At 70.3% G+C, this 17,976-nt stretch carries 15 protein-coding genes and 2 pseudogenes; 7 read left to right on the top strand and 10 right to left on the bottom strand.

Annotation, left to right across the window (positions count from 1 at the left end; genetic code table 11):
- Window positions 1-535: 535 nt before the first annotated feature.
- The 3 genes from AB0A94_RS31725 to AB0A94_RS31715 are packed head-to-tail and all read right to left on the bottom strand — an operon-like array spanning window position 536 to window position 3,269.
- Window positions 536-1,234: a transposase gene (locus AB0A94_RS31725; protein WP_361749453.1), complete on the bottom strand. Its 699-nt coding sequence runs from the start codon at window positions 1,232-1,234 to the stop codon at window positions 536-538.
- 44 nt (window positions 1,235-1,278) lie between these two features.
- Window positions 1,279-1,974, bottom strand: a complete 696-nt coding sequence (locus AB0A94_RS31720; RefSeq protein WP_361749451.1) for a response regulator transcription factor — start codon at window positions 1,972-1,974, stop codon at window positions 1,279-1,281.
- Window positions 1,971-3,269 (bottom strand): histidine kinase, encoded by a 1,299-nt coding sequence (locus AB0A94_RS31715; protein ID WP_361749449.1) that lies wholly within the window; start codon window positions 3,267-3,269, stop codon window positions 1,971-1,973. Before AB0A94_RS31715 ends, AB0A94_RS31720 begins: the two co-directional genes overlap by 4 nt.
- A gap of 220 nt (window positions 3,270-3,489) precedes the next feature.
- On the opposite strand from AB0A94_RS31715, the gene AB0A94_RS31710 reads away from it, so the two are divergent.
- Together AB0A94_RS31710 and AB0A94_RS31705 are read left to right on the top strand one after the other, a co-directional pair.
- Complete coding sequence (locus AB0A94_RS31710; protein ID WP_361749447.1) at window positions 3,490-4,182, top strand: ABC transporter ATP-binding protein; 693 nt, start codon at window positions 3,490-3,492, stop codon at window positions 4,180-4,182.
- A complete protein-coding gene (locus AB0A94_RS31705) occupies window positions 4,179-6,599 on the top strand; it encodes an FtsX-like permease family protein (protein ID WP_361749445.1) in 2,421 nt (806 codons plus the stop codon). Before AB0A94_RS31710 ends, AB0A94_RS31705 begins: the two co-directional genes overlap by 4 nt.
- A gap of 230 nt (window positions 6,600-6,829) precedes the next feature.
- Here AB0A94_RS31705 and AB0A94_RS31700 read toward each other — a convergent pair whose 3' ends face one another.
- The 3 genes from AB0A94_RS31700 to AB0A94_RS31690 are packed head-to-tail and all read right to left on the bottom strand — an operon-like array spanning window position 6,830 to window position 9,778.
- On the bottom strand, window positions 6,830-7,705 hold the full coding sequence (locus tag AB0A94_RS31700; RefSeq protein ID WP_361749443.1) for a hypothetical protein: 876 nt from the start codon (window positions 7,703-7,705) through the stop codon (window positions 6,830-6,832).
- A gap of 53 nt (window positions 7,706-7,758) precedes the next feature.
- Window positions 7,759-9,018, bottom strand: a complete 1,260-nt coding sequence (locus AB0A94_RS31695; RefSeq protein WP_361749441.1) for a hypothetical protein — start codon at window positions 9,016-9,018, stop codon at window positions 7,759-7,761.
- A 1-nt stretch (window position 9,019) separates the two neighbouring features.
- Entirely contained in the window at window positions 9,020-9,778 is a 759-nt protein-coding gene (locus AB0A94_RS31690) for an alpha/beta hydrolase (protein WP_361749439.1), read from the bottom strand.
- Window positions 9,779-10,152: 374 nt separating this feature from the next.
- Here AB0A94_RS31690 and AB0A94_RS31685 point away from each other — a divergent pair, with 374 nt between their 5' ends.
- The 3 genes and pseudogenes from AB0A94_RS31685 to AB0A94_RS31675 all read left to right on the top strand — a co-directional run.
- Window positions 10,153-10,686: a hypothetical protein gene (locus AB0A94_RS31685; RefSeq protein ID WP_361749438.1), complete on the top strand. Its 534-nt coding sequence runs from the start codon at window positions 10,153-10,155 to the stop codon at window positions 10,684-10,686.
- 177 nt (window positions 10,687-10,863) lie between these two features.
- Entirely contained in the window at window positions 10,864-12,711 is a 1,848-nt protein-coding gene (locus tag AB0A94_RS31680; protein ID WP_361749437.1) for an AMP-binding protein, read from the top strand.
- A 138-nt stretch (window positions 12,712-12,849) separates the two neighbouring features.
- A pseudogene (locus tag AB0A94_RS31675) lies at window positions 12,850-12,981 on the top strand (IS5/IS1182 family transposase); the annotation flags it as partial.
- A gap of 206 nt (window positions 12,982-13,187) precedes the next feature.
- Here AB0A94_RS31675 and AB0A94_RS31670 read toward each other — a convergent pair.
- Window positions 13,188-13,943, bottom strand: coding sequence for an IS6 family transposase (locus tag AB0A94_RS31670; RefSeq protein WP_361749435.1), 756 nt, complete (start codon window positions 13,941-13,943; stop codon window positions 13,188-13,190).
- Window positions 13,944-13,998: 55 nt separating this feature from the next.
- On the opposite strand from AB0A94_RS31670, the gene AB0A94_RS31665 reads away from it, so the two are divergent.
- The gene (locus tag AB0A94_RS31665) at window positions 13,999-14,454 is read left to right on the top strand and encodes a hypothetical protein (protein WP_361749434.1); all 456 of its coding nucleotides are present in this window, start codon (window positions 13,999-14,001) and stop codon (window positions 14,452-14,454) included.
- Between the two features lie 69 nt (window positions 14,455-14,523).
- Here the strand turns inward: AB0A94_RS31665 and AB0A94_RS31660 are convergent, their stop codons facing one another.
- Window positions 14,524-15,123: a GNAT family N-acetyltransferase gene (locus tag AB0A94_RS31660; RefSeq protein ID WP_361749433.1), complete on the bottom strand. Its 600-nt coding sequence runs from the start codon at window positions 15,121-15,123 to the stop codon at window positions 14,524-14,526.
- Between the two features lie 49 nt (window positions 15,124-15,172).
- The gene (locus AB0A94_RS31655) at window positions 15,173-16,702 is read right to left on the bottom strand and encodes a carboxylesterase family protein (RefSeq protein ID WP_361749432.1); all 1,530 of its coding nucleotides are present in this window, start codon (window positions 16,700-16,702) and stop codon (window positions 15,173-15,175) included.
- A gap of 688 nt (window positions 16,703-17,390) precedes the next feature.
- Between AB0A94_RS31655 and AB0A94_RS31650 the strand changes: the two genes are divergently transcribed.
- Window positions 17,391-17,867, top strand: coding sequence for a hypothetical protein (locus tag AB0A94_RS31650; protein ID WP_361749431.1), 477 nt, complete (start codon window positions 17,391-17,393; stop codon window positions 17,865-17,867).
- Here the strand turns inward: AB0A94_RS31650 and AB0A94_RS31645 are convergent.
- Window positions 17,833-17,976: pseudogene (locus tag AB0A94_RS31645) on the bottom strand (IS6 family transposase); the annotation flags it as partial. The gene AB0A94_RS31650 and the pseudogene AB0A94_RS31645 overlap by 35 nt on opposite strands.

The following is a 17,976-nucleotide window of genomic DNA, read 5'->3' as shown; positions in this document are numbered from 1 at the left end:
TCGAGGCGGTCGGGGTGGCGGGTGAGCAGGCCGGTGACCTTGCGGGGGTGAAAGGGCAGCGTGGTCGGCCTCGACGCGGCCCTGGTCGATGTAGCGGACCAGGAGGTCGGCGCTGCCGGTATAACCCTGCTCGCGGATCTCCGCCGGCAGGTGGGTGACGGGGACAGTCGGGGCTTCGTCTCGTCGTTCGCGCAGGTGGTCGCGGTAGGGATCGACGAGGCAGGCCCGGTAGACGGGGGCGCGGACCGTACGGTCCGGCTCGCTGTGGCGGGCGTAGCGCTTGAGCGTGGTGAGGGAGACGCCCAGACGCCGGGCGCGTGCGAGCAGGCTGACGCCCTGATCGAGGAGGTCATGGACCTGCTGCCAGCGTTCCCGGGTGGTGGCGGCGCGTTTGCCCTCGCGCAGCGGCGGGCCGAACGTGCTCCAGCACGAGGCGTGCGCGCCGGTCTCTGTCAGGGCTGTCTCGGCCAGGCCGTGCCAGAGGTGCCGGTGGTCGCCGACCTGCACGATCGTCGGGTCGGCGTCGGTGGTGGCCTTACGCGAAGGCCCCCGAGCCGTCGCGGCACACCACGCGGACGCCGGGATGCTCGCGCAGCCAGGCGGTCACGGTGGCCGCCCTCCGGTCGGGCAGCACGTCGACGCGCTGCCCGCTGTCGGCGTCGATGATGATCGTTGCGTAGCGGTGCCGCTTGAGCAGGGCGAATTCGTCGATCCCGGCCACCACGGGCGGCGGCCGGTCCGGCAGCGCGATACGCATCGGACAGTTCAGCACCGTCGCCCAGGACAGCGTCTGGTGCAGCACCGCCGGCAGCCGGGCCCCGGCCGAACCCGCCAGCGCCCCCGCGACCGCCTCGACGAGCCGCCGCGGAGCCGGGGTCCGGCGCTGATGGCGCTCCGTCAGTCCGTCGACCTGCTCGACGAACGTCGCCCTTGGGCAGGCGGGGTTCTCGCAGTACAGTCGCTGTACCGACGGATCGATCACCACCGGCCGTCCGCCGACCGCCTCGTCCGCGACATGCCGCACGTACCGCGGGTGCGTCCAGCCCGACACCTGCCCGCACCCCGGGCAGGGCTGGGACACGTCATTCCTGGTGAGCGCGGTGGTTCTCGACATCACCGGACTGGCATCCATACGCTCGATCGGTAACCCCACGAGCTGGGGCAGCAGTTCCTCAACAGCGACATCACACGTCAGCAGCCTGGCAGCAGCAGCCTCCTCCTCGTGGCAGATCACTGGAACGATCAACGCCTACGGAAATCTTGGAAGAGCCGAACGGTTTACAGTCCCTCTGGATGCCCGCCTGGGGCGATCAGTCCCGTCTCGTAGGCGAAGACGACGGCCTGGACGCGGTCGCGCAGATCCAGCTTCGACAGGATGCGGCCGACATGGCTCTTGACCGTGGTCGGGCTGAGGAACAGCCGGGAGGCGAGTTCGGCGTTACTGAGGCCTGTCGCGAGTAGGCGGAGCACCTCGAGTTCGCGCGGGGTCAGGCCGGACAGATCGCGGTGCGGGGCGATGGTCTGCGGTTTGTCGTGAGGGGCGAAGTGCTCGATCAACCGACGAGTGATCGTGGGCGCGAGAAGAGCGTCGCCGGTCTGCACCAGGTGCAAGGCGGAGACCAGGTGTTCCGGGCTGACGTCCTTGAGCAGGAAGCCGCTGGCGCCGGCCGTGAGCGCGGCGTAGACGTAGTGGTCGAGGTCGTATGTGGTGAGGATGATGACCCGTGTTCCGGCCGAGTCGGCATCGCCGACGATGCGCCTGGTGGCTTTGATGCCGTCCATCTCCGGCATCCGGATGTCCATGAGGACGACGTCGGGCCGCGTACGGCGAACCGCTGCGACGGCCTCGGCCCCGTCGGCGGCCTCGGCCGTCACTTCGATGCCGTCCGCCGCCAGGATCATCTTGAAACCGGTGCGTACGAGAGCTTGGTCGTCGGCGATGACGGCGCGCAGCGGCGGCTGGTCCGTATTCATTCGGTGCTCCGTGGGATGCGGGCCGTCACCCGGTAGCCGCCGGTCGGCGTCGGCTCGGCCGTCAGCTCGCCCTTGTAGACGGCCAACCGCTCGCGCAGCCCCATGTGGCCACGGCCATTGCTCTGCACCGGCGGGGAATCCTCGGTGCCGCCGGTGTCCGTGATCTCGATCTCCAGGCAGGCGTCGGTGTAGCCGATGGCGACGGACGCCTGCGCGCCGCGCGCATGTTTGATCGTGTTGGTCAGTGCCTCCTGTACGACGCGATACGCCGCGAGGTCCACCCCCGGTGGCAGCGGATCCGGCGGCAACGACACCCCGACGCTCACGGGCGTACCGGCGGCGCGTACTCGTGCGACGAGCGCGTCGAGCTGTGCGAGCCCTGGCTGGGGCTCCAGGCCGTCGGGCTTCTCGTGGTCCGGGGCGGCCAGCAGGCCCATCACGTGGCGGAGTTCGGTCATGGCGGCCCGACCGCCCGCCTCGACGGCCAGCAGTGCCTCCTTTGACTGCTCGGGCGCCATGTCCATCACTTTGCGGGCCGCGCCGGCCTGGATCACCATCACGCTCACATTGTGGGTCACGACGTCGTGCAGTTCGGCGGCGATACGGGCACGCTCCTCCTCGACGGCGCGGCGCGTGGCCTCCTCCTGAGCGGTCTGCAGCTCTGTCACCCGGTCCCGGCTGGACGCCAGCCGCAGTTGCAGAAAGCGGACGAGGCTGGCCAGCATCCCTGCCACCAGGAGCACGAATCCCGGGCTGGACCATCCCGGGAGCAGGGGTTCCGCGTTGCGGAAAGCGAAACCGGACAGCGCGGCGGCGATCACCAGGACGGTGATCGCCGTTATCCGGTAACGGCTGTACACGACGGCACTGTAGGCGCCTATGACACATGCCAGGACGGTGATCCAGGAGGCGGAGCTGCCGATGGCCAGTGCTGCGCCCAGCACCACCACGAACAAGGTCAGTGGATACCGGCGCCGGGCTGCCAGCGGCAGCGTCGACAGGACGACCAGGGCCCAGGGCACGGAGGAGGGTTCTTCCTCCACGGGCACCTGATCAGGGTCGGGCGGCGGGGGTGGGGCCGGGACCCCAGTCCCGACGTCCACCGCAGGGGGGTTGATGTTCACCGGCCCGTCGCCGGGACAGCGCACCGCCACGAACAGGGCAAGGACGGTCAGTACGAACGCCAGCACCACATCGGCGCGCACCGCTCGCCGGGACAGCGGAGCAGCCTTCGCCTCCGGGCGCAGCACATCGATGAGGTGCTGATGCCGGCTACGCCGGTCTTTCGTCTCCATCCGTGCATTGTGCTGTGCTGTCCGCCCGGCCCGCGTCCACCTGTCCGGCCAGGGCACTGCCCTGGAGGCCTACTTCTCAGGGATGACTCCGCGGCCGAATCCTCCGCAGGAAGGACCTGATGTCGGTTCCGCGGCCGACGCGCCCCGTACGCGGCACTTCTAGGTTCGCAGGACCGGCAACGACATGTGCCTCTCGCGACCGCAAGGACGGACAACTGACATGCATCAAGTGATCGAATTGGAGGGTGTGGCGAAGCGCTACGACAACGCCGGCGCGCCGGCGCTCGGACCGCTCACGCTCAGTGTCGCCAAGGGTGAGGCCCTTGCCGTCACGGGCCCTTCCGGCAGCGGCAAGTCCACGCTGCTGAACCTTGTCGCCGGCCTGGACAAGCCGACCGACGGTGCTGTGATCGTGGCCGGGCGACGGATCGACCAGTTGAGCGAGCATGCCCTCGCCAAGTTCCGCCGCGAGCACATCGGCATGGCCTTTCAGTTCTTCAATCTTCTCGACGACCTCACCGTCACCGACAACATTCAGCTCCCGGCCCAGCTGACCGGGACCAGTCGGCGCAAGGCCGCGGCCCGCGCGGGTGAGCTCATGGAGATGCTGGGCATCCTGGAGCACGCCCGCGCCTACCCGGGCCGATTGTCCGGAGGTGAACGCCAACGGGTCGCAGTCGCCCGGGCGTTGGTCAACCGGCCCGCGCTGCTGCTCGCCGACGAGCCCACCGGCGCGCTCGACACCGCCTCGGGCCACGACGTCCTCGATCTGCTGATGGATCTGCACCACGCCGGACAGACCATCGTGCTGGTGACACATGACCTGACGCTGGCAGAGGCGTGCGCGAGCCGCACTGTTCACCTGGTCGACGGACACGTCTCCCTCGACTCCCACGCGCAGGCCGTCCGATGAGCCTGTTCGGTACCGGCGCGCTGGGCCGGGTCGTACGTTCCGGCGTCGGCCGACGGCGGGTGCAGACCGTGGTGATCGCCATGGCTACGATGATGGCCGTGGCCTCGGCCGTGGTCGCCGGGTCACTGATGGTCGCCGCGGCCGCGCCCTTCGACAAGGCCTTCAAGAAGCAGCAGGGCTCGCACATCACCGCGCAGTTCGATCCGGCCAGGGCGAGTGCGGCGCAGCTGGCGAAGACCGGGAAGCTGCCCGGCGTCGCCGCGAGCGCGGGACCGTACCCGTCCACGGCGGTCCGCCCGGTGGACCGGTCGGGCTTCCAGCTGCCGACGCTGGCCCTGGTAGGACGGTCCAGCCCTGACGGCGCCGTGGACCGGGTGGACCTGAAGACAGGCCGGTGGGCGCAGAAGCCCGGGGAGATCGTGCTCGACGCGTCGTTCGAGGGGCCCGCCATCGGGATCGGCACCCCCCTGAAGACGTCGGACGCCAAGGACGCCCCGACCCTTTCGATCGTCGGCTTCGCCGTGTCGGCCAGCGAGACCGCCGATGCCTGGGCGACTCCCGCGCAGGTCGACACGCTGGGATCGAAGGACAACCCGGTCTCCAGTCAGATGCTCTACCGCTTCGACTCCGCGAGCACGAAGCAGCAGATCCTCGCCGACCGTCAGAAGCTCGCCGCCTCCGTGGGGCCCGGAGCGCTCCTCGGGACTCAGTCCTGGCTGGACACCAAGCGCGCCGCTGATCAGGGTGCGGCGGCGACCGTCCCGTTCGTGATGGCTTTCGGCGCGCTCGGCATCGTGATGTCGGTGATCATCGTCAGTAGCGTGATCAGTGGCGCGGTCGGCACCAGCCTGCGCAGGATCGGCATTCTCAAGGCCATCGGCTTCACTCCGCGCGAGATCGTACGTGCCTACATGACCCAGGCGATGATCCCGGCCGTCGTCGGCATCGCCCTGGGTGCCGTCCTGGGCAACCTCCTGGCAGCGCCGCTGTTGTCCGACACCGAGTCGATGTACGGCGGCGTCTCGCTCTCGGTGGCCTGGTGGGTGGACGTCGCCGCACCGGCCGTCGCCCTGGTCCTCGTGGGGCTCGCGGCGCTGATTCCCGCGTTGCGGGCCAGCAGGCTGCGCACGGTCGAGGCCATCGCGGTCGGCCGGGCGCCGCGCACGGGGCGCGGCCGGTGGGCACACCGAGCGATGGGGAGGCTGCCGCTGCCGCGGCCGGTGACCTACGGTCTCGCCACCCCCTTCACACACCCGGTACGTACCCTCGCAATGCTGCTCGCGGTGGCGTTCGGCACCGTCGCGGCGACGTTCGCGGTGGGGCTGACCTCGTCCCTGAACGCGATCGGCACCTCGCAGGACCCCGAGAACCGTGCCGCGGTCACGGTCACGACGACCAGGGCGATCGAAGTCGCTCTCCCGCCGCCGCCTCCTGCGGGGGGCGACGCGGGAGATCCGCCTCCCGTGGGGAACAGCGCTGCGAGCACGCCCAAGGGGCCCAAGGCCGCCGACCCGGCGAAGGTGCGGTCCGCCATCACATCGCAGCCGGGCACGGAGTCCTACTACGGCAAGGCCCGGACCGAGGTCTCCGTGGCCGGGGTCTCAGGATCGATCCAGGCCAGCCTCTACGAGGGCGATTCGCGCTCCGGCAGCTACGAGCTGCTCTCCGGGCACTGGATCACCGGCAAGGGACAGGTCGTGGTGCCCTCACGTTTCCTGGAGAGGACCAGCACCGAGCTCGGTGACACGGTGCGGGTGACCTACGAGAAGACGACCTCGAACCTGCGGATCGTGGGCGAGTCCTTCGACACGTCGGGCAGCCGGCTGGAGATCCACGCGGACATGGCCGACTTCACGTCGGCCGAGCCCAGCACCTTCCTCGTCGAAACGAGGCCCGGCGTCTCCGCCGACGAGTACGTCCAGAGAGTCGCCGCGGTCGTACAGCCGCTGGGGGGCGACGCCACGACCGGCTCCGAGTCGGGGCAGGACGGCGTCATCCTCATCATGGCCGCGACGGCGGTGCTGCTCACCCTCATGCTGATCATCGTGGCCGGTCTCGGCGTACTCAACTCCGTGGTCCTCGACACCCGGGAACGCATCCACGACCTGGGCGTCTGCAAGGCGATCGGCATGTCGCCGCGGCAGGTCCTGAGCCTCGTGCTCGCCTCGGTGGCCGTGATCGGCGTGACCGGCGGGCTGCTCGGCGTCCCTGCGGGGTACGCGCTGCACCACGTCGTCATGCCGGTGATGGGGCGTGCCGTGGGCACCGGCCTGCCGTCGCTTGTCCTCGATGTGTACGGGCCCTTCCAGTTGCTCCTGCTGGGGCTCGGCGGAGTCGTGATCGCGATGCTGGGCGCGCTGCTCCCGGCAGGCTGGGCCGCCAGGACGCGTACGGCCACTGCGCTGCGCACCGAGTAGCGTCAGGCGGAGCGCAGGCTGCGGGAGCGGATCCGCCGGATGCGCGGGGCCGGGCCGCCTGCACAGGCTCTTGGAGCCTCCCGCTGAGTGGTGGACACGCTGATACTGGATCTGCTTGATCCGGAGGAGGCGGGAGACCGCCGATGGCGTTGAAGGACTCCTCGGACGAGTTCCTCCCTACCCGGACGATGACAACCACCAGCTCAGGACACGATCCGCTGCTGGAGTACTCAGCGATGCTCGCTGTCGCCCGCCTCAGCGGCCTGTGCCCGCGGCTGCCGGGCGTTCGGACCGTTGTCCTCCATGACCCGCACGGCTCGGGGCCGGTTCTCACTGAGGCGGTAGAAGTGGAAACGCGAGCCGGTGCGATGGGGTGGAAACGGCTTGGGGACGAGTGTGCGCAGGCGGACCGCGTTCCCACACCAGGTGTCGAGGGAGCCGCGGACAACACGGTCACTGGTCTCGACCACCACCAGGCACGGCACGTGGTCGCGGGACTGCTGGATGTGCCCGATGACCTCGGGGACCGGGGGAGAGGTACGTGTCAGGTCGAGACCTTCCGAGGTGAAGGCCCGGCCCCAGGAGGGCTCCACGATGTAGACGTCACGCTCGCTGCGGGCGGGAAGCGCGCCGAGCAGGTCACGATAGTCCGCATGACGGAGACGGACCGTGGAGCCGATACGGTCCAGATTGTGCCGGCCGGCCTCGTAGACGACCGGGTCGAGTTCGGAGGCGTATACGGGGCGGCCCAGGCAGCGGCCGAGGTGGTGACCGATGTTTCCGGAACCGCAGAACAGATCGACGACCATCGCCTCGCCGTCGGCCCCGGGGGTGATGGCCTCGATGTCGGCGATGACGCCGGCGATGGCTACGGGGTGAGGGTCCTTGGTGCACTCGACGGCGGTGCGGCCCAGGATGTGAATCTCCCGGGCGGCCATCTCGGGGGCGGGGATGCCGTAGAGGGACAGGGACTCGGGGCGGCCGCACATGAGGCGGCCCGCCTCGCACAACTGGTCCGCGGTCAGGAACCGGTTGCGCAGGGGGCCGAGCAGTCGGTTCCTGAGAGCGAAGTAGTCGGCGTGGGCGGGTTCTTCAGAGGCAAGCAATCCGTCTCCAGGTGTCGGGAAGGCCAATTGCCGGGCTGGGCGCCGTCGGCCGGTCACTCGCTGCCCCGAGGGGGAAGGATCTTGGCCAGTACCTCGTGGACCGGCTCACCGCCGAGCAGTCGGCGTAGTTCCTCGACGCCGTGCCGCCGCTGCGCCGGGGTGAGCGAGACATAGTGCTCGATCCGCTCGTTGAACGTTCTGCGAAATACGGTGTAGAGCTCCTCGTCCTCCTGCACGCGGCCGGCGATCTCCACGAGAGCCGCCGTCCCGGTGAAGTCGTCCTCGGGCAACCGGTGGTGCGGCAGGACGTCCGCGAACCGGCCGGCGTTCCGGCCGAAGAGCGTGCCGTCGAGACTGCGCAGGGTGTAGACGTGCGCGTAGTGCTGCTCGTGGATCCCCAGCGGCAACCGGCCGAGGACCATCGCCTCGTGGAGTGCCGTGAGCCCGGGGGCGAGCAGGTAGCCGGGCGTGCTCGCCACCGCCCGCAGCAGGTCGCGCTGCGGCAGGAGACGGCAGTCGGCCCGCCGGCCGGCCACCGAGACACTCCGCTCGCGGTGCCCGCCGAAAGGGCCGCCGCAGACCAGGACGTGCGAAAACCGGGGCCAGTCCCGCAGCAGGTCGGGGATCCAGTGGTGAAGCAGCCGCAGGTAGTCGTTGTTGACGTCGAAGTCCAGGAGGAAGTTCTTGAACCCGCCGACGTTGACCAGCAAGTCGTACTCCGGTTCGGCGTCGAGCGGGGTGTTCCTCAGCCCTTCGACGTCGATGATCGGGCCGGTCAGGTGGATCGCGGACCCGGCACCGAGGGCGGTGAACTCGGCCACGCGCTCGGGGACGCCCGGGAAGTTCTGCACCACGCTGTGGGTGGCGAGCAGATGGGCCGCGACGACGCGCTCATGCGGGGAGAGCGCGGCCAGGTGCCGCTCTGCCGCGACGTAGGAGGAACGTGGCAGGGTCGCGCACAGGTCGCGGATCTGGGCCAACGGCCGTCCGAGTCGCCAGAATCCGAACAGGCTGTCCACCATGACCACCGGACGCCGCGCGACGACGGACCGCAGGGCGAGGTCGGCGTCCATGGCCGAGACCACCTGGTCGCCGGTCTCCAGCAGGTCGTCGATCAACTCCGCCCCGGCCCTCCCGCGCGTCGCGTCGATCTCGAGGATGGCGTCGAAGGCGTCCGGGTTGCGACGCGTGAACGTCGCCGCCACACCGCTGCCGACGAACACCCGCTCGTGGTGGGAGAGCAGCCGGGAGACCGCGACGAGTTCGGAGGCTGGGCCGAAGCCACAGTTCTGCGCCCCCATCACGATGCGCACGTCAGCCTCCCGCACCGGTGCGGAACGGAGTCGCCGCGCCGGACGGCGCGGTGAACAGCCCGACGAGTCGCCTGGCGAACTCGGCCGGGTATCTCGCGTAGCCGACGTGGCCGCCGGGGAACAGCTTCCGTTCACAGCCGAGCCGCTCCGCCAGGACGACCGCGGGCCGGTGGACGGCGTGGGTGCGCGAGTCGCGACCGCCTGCGACGACGATACGGTCCGCCATCGTCACCAGTTTGCCGAGGTCGGGCACGAAGCGCGTGACCGGCCTGACGGTATGAGCCAGGAAGAACGCGGTGTTGTCGTGGGCCTCGGGCAGCGTCGGCGCCGGCCCGTCGCCGAACACGAGCTGGAGCTTGCGTAGGGCCGCCGCCACGCCTTCGCGGCGGAACGTCTCATGGACGTCGTCGAAGAACGCCAGATGCTCCTCGGCATCCGGCAGCAGTCCCATCGCGGGCGGTTCGTGGGCGATCGTCAAACGGACCCGGTCCTGGCTGCGGACGGCGAGTTCGAGTGCGACGAGCCCGCCCGAGCAACTTCCGAAAACGTACGCGGGTTCACCGGGTCCGGTGAGGTGGTCGAGCAGGCGGTACGCGTCGTCGGTGTGCTCCTCGACCCGCTGGTCCGTCGGCGGACCGTCGAGGAGGCTGCGCGAATTGCCGCGCGGGTCGTACGTGATGACGCGGTGGTCCACGGCCAGGACGTCGGCCAGGCGTTTGAAGACGGCCGCGTCGGAGTTGCCGCCCGCGATGAGCAGCACCGGCGATCCCTCCCCGCGCACTTCGAAATGAAGCCTGGCACCCGGTACCGCAAGTGTGCCGCTCTCCTGTGGATGCATCATCCTCCAGATCCGGAGCCGACGCGGCGCTCCAGGGAGTCGCGAAGACCGCCCGCGGGGAGAAACGCGCGGAAACCCGCGTCCCGCTCGCCGCGCGCACGGTCCACTGACTCATGCCCGCGTCCCGGGCGGCAAGGGGCGAACCGACCGCGCGGGGGCGTCACCCGGCGCGCGGTCTTCACGGGGCAGCGCGCGGGGCTTCGCGTACCCCCTCACTGCTCCTGCGCGCTCGTCTCACGAACGGGCGTGCCGGGCATCACCCCTATCACGCCGTTCACCCCGAAGGAGGTCGTCTCATGTCCGTCATAAGATCACGAGCACGCTCGGCAGTCCTGGCAACCGTCGTCACCGTACTCTGTACCGGCGCACTGGCCGCCGGGCCCGCCCGCGCGGAACCACTCGCGGTGCTGCAGTGCCAGGGAACCGAGTCCGTCGCCTACAGACCGGGGATCACCTTCCAACCGCGGGACGTCGACGTCACCACCGACGGGCGTCTCGGGTCGTGCGTCGACGGTGCGGGTGAGGTGACGAGCGGTGCGTACGGGGAGCGGTTCACCCTCCACGCGGGGTGCAACGACCTCCTCGGCGGATTCCAAGGTCCTCGGACCTTCACGTGGAGCACCGGCGACACCAGCGTCATCGAGGCCGAAGGCAGCAGTACCGCGGTCGCCGGGCAGGTGGTCACCACGCTCACCGGGACCGTCGTCCAGGGCCGCTTCCAGGGCCGCTCGGCGACCCAGGTCATCGTCCTTCCGCAGCCGGGACTGCTGCAGTGTCTGTCCACCGGTGTCACGGGCGCGACCGGAACGACGACGCTCACCATCGTCTGAGGCCGCCGCGGCCGGTCACCGGACGCGGACCGATGGAGGAGGGGCAGGGCGACTCCCCGGTTCCGGCCGTGGCGCCCGCCGCACGGGTTCGGGACGGGAGCGGTCCCGCCGCCGGTGCCACCCTCTGTCCGAGCCGCCCCCCACCAGAAGGTTTTCTCGACCCCTGAGGAGAGCCGGTTGCCGGACATCGACGACGTGCGAAGAGTCCTCTCCGAGCTGGGCATCGAACAGGAACTCCTGCGCGAGGACGCGCTCTTGCGCGCCGATCTCGGGCTCGACTCGGTCGACATCACGCAATTGGAGATCGAGTTCTCCGAACGACTCGGCACCCGCGTCGACCTCTGGAGCGAGCATGACTGTACGCTGCGGCAGCTCGCCGACGCCTTGGGCGGGAACGGGCCGGACCCTCGGCTGTCGGCGGACTACCGGAGCCGCGGCTGGTGGTCCCCGGACCTGCTGGACGAACTGGTCCTGGACACCCGCGGGCATCGGGGCCGCGGTGAGGCACTCGTCGGCGACGGCCGGGTTCTCACCTGGTCCGAACTGGACGCCGCGGTGTCAGGCTGCGCCGCTCGTTTGGCGCGCTGCGGAACGCGCCCCGGCGAGAACATACTCGTACAACTCCCCAACCAGCCCCAGCTCGTCATCCTCGTGCTCGCCCTGATACGACTCGGCGCCCGTCCGGTCCTCGCGCCGCCGACGCTGCGCGAACACGAACTCGCTCCCGTGCTGTCCTCGGTACGTCCGGCAGCGATGGCCGTGCCCGTTCGGCAAGCCCGTTTCGACCACCTCCGATTCGCCGAAGAACTCCGCGAACGCCATCCTTTCGTGCGGAACCTGCTGGTCTCCGGCGGCGTCGACCCGGCGTGCGGCCATCTGGACCTCGACGAGTTCGCCGTGGCCGAGGAGGCGGCTCCCGTGGCGGGCGGGCACCGGCGCCCCTCGGACATCGCCCTGTTCCTGCTGTCGAGCGGCACCACCGGCGCGCCCAAGCCCATCCCCCGTACGCACGAGGCGTTCGGCCATGTCATCCGTGCCTCGGCGACTGCGTCGGCGCTGACACCGGACTCGGTCTACCTCGCGGTCCTGCCCGTGACGCACAGCTTCGCCTTCGGCCACCCCGGAATCCTCGGCGCACTTGTCCACGGAGGGAAGGCCGTGCTCGGCGCACCCGGCGATCCCGTCGGCGCGATGGCGCTGATCGAGCGGGAACGCGTCACGCACTGCGCGCTGACCCCTGCGGTCGCCCGCCAGCGGCTCACCGTACATGCCGCCTCTCACGGGCCCGACCTGTCGAGCCTGGAGGTACTGCAGGTCGGCGGAGCCCGCCTGGACGAACAGACAGCCAGGGAGCTCGGCGACGCCTTCGGCTGCCGGATCCAGCAGGTGTACGGAATGAGCGAGGGACTGCTGAACCTCTCCCGGCTCGACGACCCCCCGGAGGTGGTGTTCTCCACCCAAGGGCGACCCGTCTCACCGGGGGACGAGACTCTCGTGGTGGACGGCCGGGACCGCCCCGTCGCCGACGGGGAAACGGGCGAGCTTCTGGCCCGGGGGCCTGGCGTCATCACGGCCTACCACGGCGACACGGACACCGCTTCGTTCACCTCCGACGGCTTCTACCGCACCGGTGACCTGGTCCACCGCCATCCCTCGGGCAACTTCGTGGTCGTCGGACGCGTCAAGGACGTGATCAACCGTGGCGGCGAGAAGATCCCGGCGGGCGAACTGGAAGCTCTGGTCCAGAGGCATCCCGGCGTGCGCGCCGCCGCAGCCGTCCCGATGCCCCACCGAGTCCTGGGCGAAACGGTGTGTCTGTACGTCGTCGACGGCGAGGAGGGATCTGCGACGCTGCGGGAGATCCGCCGCTTCCTCGAGGACTGCGGACTGGCCCTGTTCAAACTGCCCGAGCGCGTCGTCAGGGTGCCGGCACTGCCGCTGACCGGAACGGGCAAGATCGACAAGACGCGGTTGCGCGAGGACATCGCGAACCGGGTGGAAGCCGAGCGTGAAGTTTCCCCGTGATCTCGGACACGTGATCGTTGTGCCGCGAGTGGACCCTTTCCAACCTGGCGGATGAGCACGTCAGTTGGGCTGGCAGGCAGATGAAGCCCTGGTAGGTGGGTCTTCGACCAGGAAATCCGTCTCCACCACAGGCTTCGTGTGCTTGTCTGCCCGTCCGGCAACGACGCGTCCGGCTCTGCCCTGCGCTTCTTGTCCGCCAAGCTCCGCCGGCACCGCCGGGAGCTCCGCACCCGGTGGCGGCGTCTGAGCCCCGGCCGGCAGGCTCTGCTCATGCGCCGTTCAGAGATGTGTCGCTGCGGGTCGTGGAGGTCCGGTGGCGCTCGGGGTCGCCTGGGACGATGCCGTGGGTGATCGTCTCGCTGGTGTACCGGGCGACGAGGAAGCTGCTGTCGGTCCCGGCGGCGTTGTCACGTGGTTGGGTGTGTGGGCGTCTGACGGTGTGTCGAGGTGTGGTGGGACCGGGTTCCGGGCGGTGCTCAGGCCGTGGCAGGTCGGTCCGTGACGCCGGTGATCTGCTCCCAGACGGTGAAGCGGACGGTCATTTCGGCTCGGTAGTGAGGTGCGGGCATCAGGTGGCGACGAGGCCGGAAGTGGGGTGAGACGCCACTGAACACGGACGGGAACCTCTGCGCCCCGCCCCCGGAGCGGAAGCCCTTCATCACCCCTTCGCGTTGCCTCGTCGGCTGGTGACTGTTCTCGGCCCGGTTGTTCAGTCCCTTGTGCGAGCGGTGCTCGACGGAGGGCATGACCTCGCGGTGGGCGGCGCTGTAGGAGCGGAGCTTGTCGGTGACGATCACCCTCGGCACTGCCCGGGTCTTCGTCATCGGCCCGCGGAGGAACCGTCCGGCCGCGGCCTTGTCGCGGCGGTTGTGCACGAGGATGTCGAGGACGTCGCCGTCCCGGCCCACAGCCCGCCACAGATACTTCTGCTCGCCGTTGACCTTGATGAAGACCTCGTCGAGATGCCATGTGCCGCCGGGCCGGGGACGCCTGCGGCCAAGCCCGTTCGCGTAGGCCTGCCCGAACTTCCGACACCACCGTCGCACGGTCTCGTACGAGACGATCACGCCGCGCTCGAGCATCAGTTCCTCGACCGCGCGGTAGGACAACGGGAAGCGGACGTGCAGCCACACGCAGTGGGAGATCACCTCGACCGGGTACCGGTGCCCCTTGTGCGACGGCGACGTGACCTTCACGGACGCCCCCTCCACCACGATCACCCCGAAGATCATCCCACCCGCTCAGCCAACGTGACAGCGCCCTGGCGTGTGGAGCGGGCGTCCCGTAATGCCGGTTAACGTCGTGGCGCCGTACCTGCTCACGGCACTTCTGCACGGCCCGCGCAGGCACGTGTACCTCAGCAGCGGCTCGCACTTCAGCGGACATCCGTCCTTGTCCGGCGTCGACTGGCGGGGCACCACCGCGGGTTCGTACGCCGACAGCAAGCTGTTCGTCACGGCCCTCGCCTGTGCGGTGGCCCGGCTGCGCCCCGGGGTGCCGAGCAACGCGGTGGACCCGGGCTGGGTGCCGACCAGGATGGGCGGGCCGAGTGCGCCAGACGACTTGGAGCTTGGCCACCGGACACAGGAATGGCTCGCGACGAGCGACGAACCGGAGGCCCTGACCACCGGCGGCTACTGGTACCACCGACAGCGTCAGCAGCCGCACCGCGCGGTCCACGACGAGGCGTTCCAGGACCGCCTGCTGAGGGCGCTGGCCGAGGAAACCGGCACCGCGCTGTGACCCCGCGCGGCCGCCGGCATCAGGGCGGCGACGTTCGCGCCCGCCGGGGAGCGGCAGGGCCCCGCCCGCTCAGCGCCCCGGCGACCGGGTCATGCCCCAGGTGAGCGGGCCGCCGTCAGGGAGCGGAACCTCGGAGGTCACGGTGAAGCCGAGACGTTCGTAGAACCGCACGTTGCGCGCGTCGGAGGTTTCCAGGAAGGCCGGGAAACCCGCTGCCTCGGCGGCCTCCAGACCCGGCCGCAGCACCGCCGCGCCGCGGCCCCGACCCTGGGCCTCCGGGGCCACCCCGACGGTGGCGAGGAACCACACCGGGTGCGTGGGGCGGTGGGGTGCAAGCGCCTCCTCGGCGGCCTCGTACGCCGCGGTGCGGTCGCCCGCCAGCTCCGGGAGCAGGGAGCCGATCTCGGCGAAGGCCGGAGAGGGGTCCTGCTCGGGAGTCGTCCAGGCGGCCACCGCCAGACGATCGTCGGTGACCCAGGAACGGCCGTGGCGCAGCGCGACGCGCGCCAGGAACAGCTCCTGAAGACGGCGGACGCGCCGCTCGTGGTCATCGGCGGCGACGACGTGCCGGGTGAACGGATAGTCCGCGAACGCGCGGGTCAGTACCTCCACGCACGCGGGCACGTCGTCGTGCGTGATGGGCCGCGTGGGCGGGGTGGTGACGGACATAGTCTGCTCCAGCTCGGGGATCGTCCAGGGCGGGGAGGGCGTCGGCCGGTCAGGCGGGCGCGGGGACGGCGTCGCGCAGGCCGGTCCAGAGCCGGCGTTCGTCCGGCGCGGGGTCGTCGAGCACGGCGGGCGCGCCGTCGCCCAGACGCATGACGAAACGGCGTCCGCCGTACGCGGGCCAGTGCGGCAGGGCTCCAGCGGGTGTGTCCGCGGGCTTTCCCGTACGGGCGAAGGAGAGCCAGGCCCGGCGCATCAGGTCGGACAGTTCCGGAGGGGCGCCGGGGCCGGTGAGCGGGGAGTCCAGGTTGCCGAAGACGTATCCGACCTCGGCCATGTGGCAGGCGCCGAGGGCACCGTCGAGCGCGGGGGAGGGGCGGGCGAACTCGTACACGTAGGTGTCCGCCCCGTGCGCGGCGCGGGACTCGGCCACCCGGAGCGCGGGGACGCGGTAGGCGTGGTCGCTCATGGCCGCGGACAGCAGGTCGCCCGGGGTCGCGCCGGGGTGCTTTGCGGAGTAGACCGCGCGGGCCCGCTCGGGGGCGAGCCCGAACCCGGCGAGGAACCCGGTCAGCACCTCGTCCGTGATCCTCGGTCCCATCCCCAACGGGACCAGGAAGAGCCGGAACTCGTCGCTGGTGGTGCCGGTGAGCAGGTCGATGTCGCGACCGGCTCCGCCGGCGATCGCGTCGACCGGGCGCTGCGGCAGGGTGGTTCCGTCCACGACGGGCAGCACGGTGGTGCCGCCGCCCGCCGACTCGCCCCACTGGGCGGGATCGGTGGCCCGGGCGATCTCCTGGCCCAGGGCGGCGTTGGCGGCGACGAGCCGCTCGGGCGGTACGACGGCCAGGCCCTCGCGCGTCGGCTCCGTCCCGGCGAGGGCGGCCAGCCGCTCGGTGATGCGGCGGGCGATGTCCTCGGGGTGGCTGTGGTGGCCGGCTCCGCTCTGCGTGATCGCCCGCCGGAACAGGCCCCGGGCCTGCGGCATGGCCATGAGCGTGGTGATGCCGATGGCCCCGGCGGACTGGCCGAAGACGGTGACGTTGTCCGGGTCGCCGCCGAACTGGGCGATGTTGTCGCGAACCCATTTCAGCGCGGCGATCTGGTCCAGCAGACCGAGGTTCGCGGTGCCGTCGGGGAAGAGCAGGAAACCCTCCGCACCAAGCCGGTAGTTGAGGGTGACGCAGACGGCGCCGTCCGCGGCGAGCCGCGTGCCGTCGTAGGAGGGCAGTGAGGCGGAGCCGTTACGGAAGGCGCCACCGTGGATCCACACCATGACCGGAAGCCGACCTCCGGTGAGGCCCGGGGCCGGCGTCCACACGTTGAGGTTCAGACAGTCCTCACCGGTGCTCACGGCTTCTTCCAGCAGGGCGGCCATCGCCGGGTGGTAGCCGGGCTGCGGCGCGGCGGGCCCAGGGACGAGCGCGTCACGCACCCCGACCCACGGCTGCGGCGGCTCGGGTGGCACAAAGCGCCGTGGGCCGAACGGCGGGGCCGCGTAGGGGATCCCCAGGAACGCCGCCACCTGGCCCTTCCACTGTCCGCGGATCGTGCCTGCCAGGGTGGGAACGGTGACGTGCATGGAGCCTCGCAATCTATGATCTTGCCCGGTCATCCTTTCCGGTCGCCCTGGGGACGGACAAGTCGTTTTCGGACCGGTCGGACAGGTCGCACCGGATTGGCCCGGTCTGTTGTGCCCCAGGCGGCAGGTGGCCCGGTGCCGTCCTTGCCGATCCCGTCCGGGACCGCGTCATTAGGGCGAGCGGATGGTCGGACGCAGTGTGACGAGGACGCGTGGGGGTGTCGCCCGCCCTCACCGCGCCGAGCGCGGCTCAATAGCTGGCTTCGGCCTGCGCGATGCTGCGTGTCCGCCGCACATAATGCGCCGCGCAGTACGCCCGCCCACCCGCCTGGCCTTGTCCCGCGCACCCGCATCCCCCTCACCAGCACCGTTGCCGTAAAGCGAGAATGCCTCGAACCAGCCGCCCCGAGAGGCCGGATAGATCAGCCGGTATGCAGCTGTGACGACCACGGGGGAAGGCCCCGGCTCATGGATCCGTTGCCCCAGGTACCCGCGGGGATGGTCCCGACGATGGAGACCGATCAATGGACCAGGTTCGGTTTCCTGTGTCTGCGGGGGATACCTCATGACGGCGGCGTGGTGGCCAGTAGAGATTCCCCACGCACGGCCGGTTCGATTCCCAACCGGCAGGCGTACTCAGTAGCCTCGGTGCTGGCTCGGAGACCTGGTGCATGAAGGGGTTGTGATCGTGGCGCGTACCTGGCTGTCCATCCGGGTCGAGTTGGTTTCCGGACGAGGTGCGGACCTGTGGCCTCGCCCCGGCCGCGTCTTCGCCGCCGCGCGCTCGCACTCCTTCGCTCAGTTCGCCACGGCCATCGATTCCGCCTTCGGCCGCTGGGACCTGGCACACCTGCACCTGTTCACGTTGTCCGACGGCACCCGGGTCAGCCCTCTGGCGTGGTGGGACGGTGAGGCCCCGGACGGCACCGTGGACGGCCATGCCACCAAGCTGAGCAGACTGCAGGCCGGCGAGCAGTTCGCCTATGTCGTCGACATGGGCGACGACTGGGCCCATCTGTGCACGGTGACAAAGAAGCGTATTGATCCCCTCGAAGGGCACTGTCACGTTGTTGGGCGGGCGGCCTCTGATGGTGTGTCACGGCCTGGTGGGGCCTGGTTCCGGGCTGTGCTCAGGCCGCGGTGGCGAGGCCGGCGACGCCGGTGATCCGCTCCCAGATCGCGAAGCGGACGGTCATCTCGGCTCGGTGGGCAGCAGCGGTCATCAGATGACGGCGGGGCCGGAAGTGGGGTGAGATGCCGCTGAACACGGAGAG

The sequence above is a fragment of the Streptomyces sp. NPDC044984 genome (assembly GCF_040646935.1).
In the GTDB taxonomy this organism is placed as follows: domain Bacteria; phylum Actinomycetota; class Actinomycetes; order Streptomycetales; family Streptomycetaceae; genus Streptomyces.
This window is presented reverse-complemented; position numbering and strand designations above follow the sequence as displayed.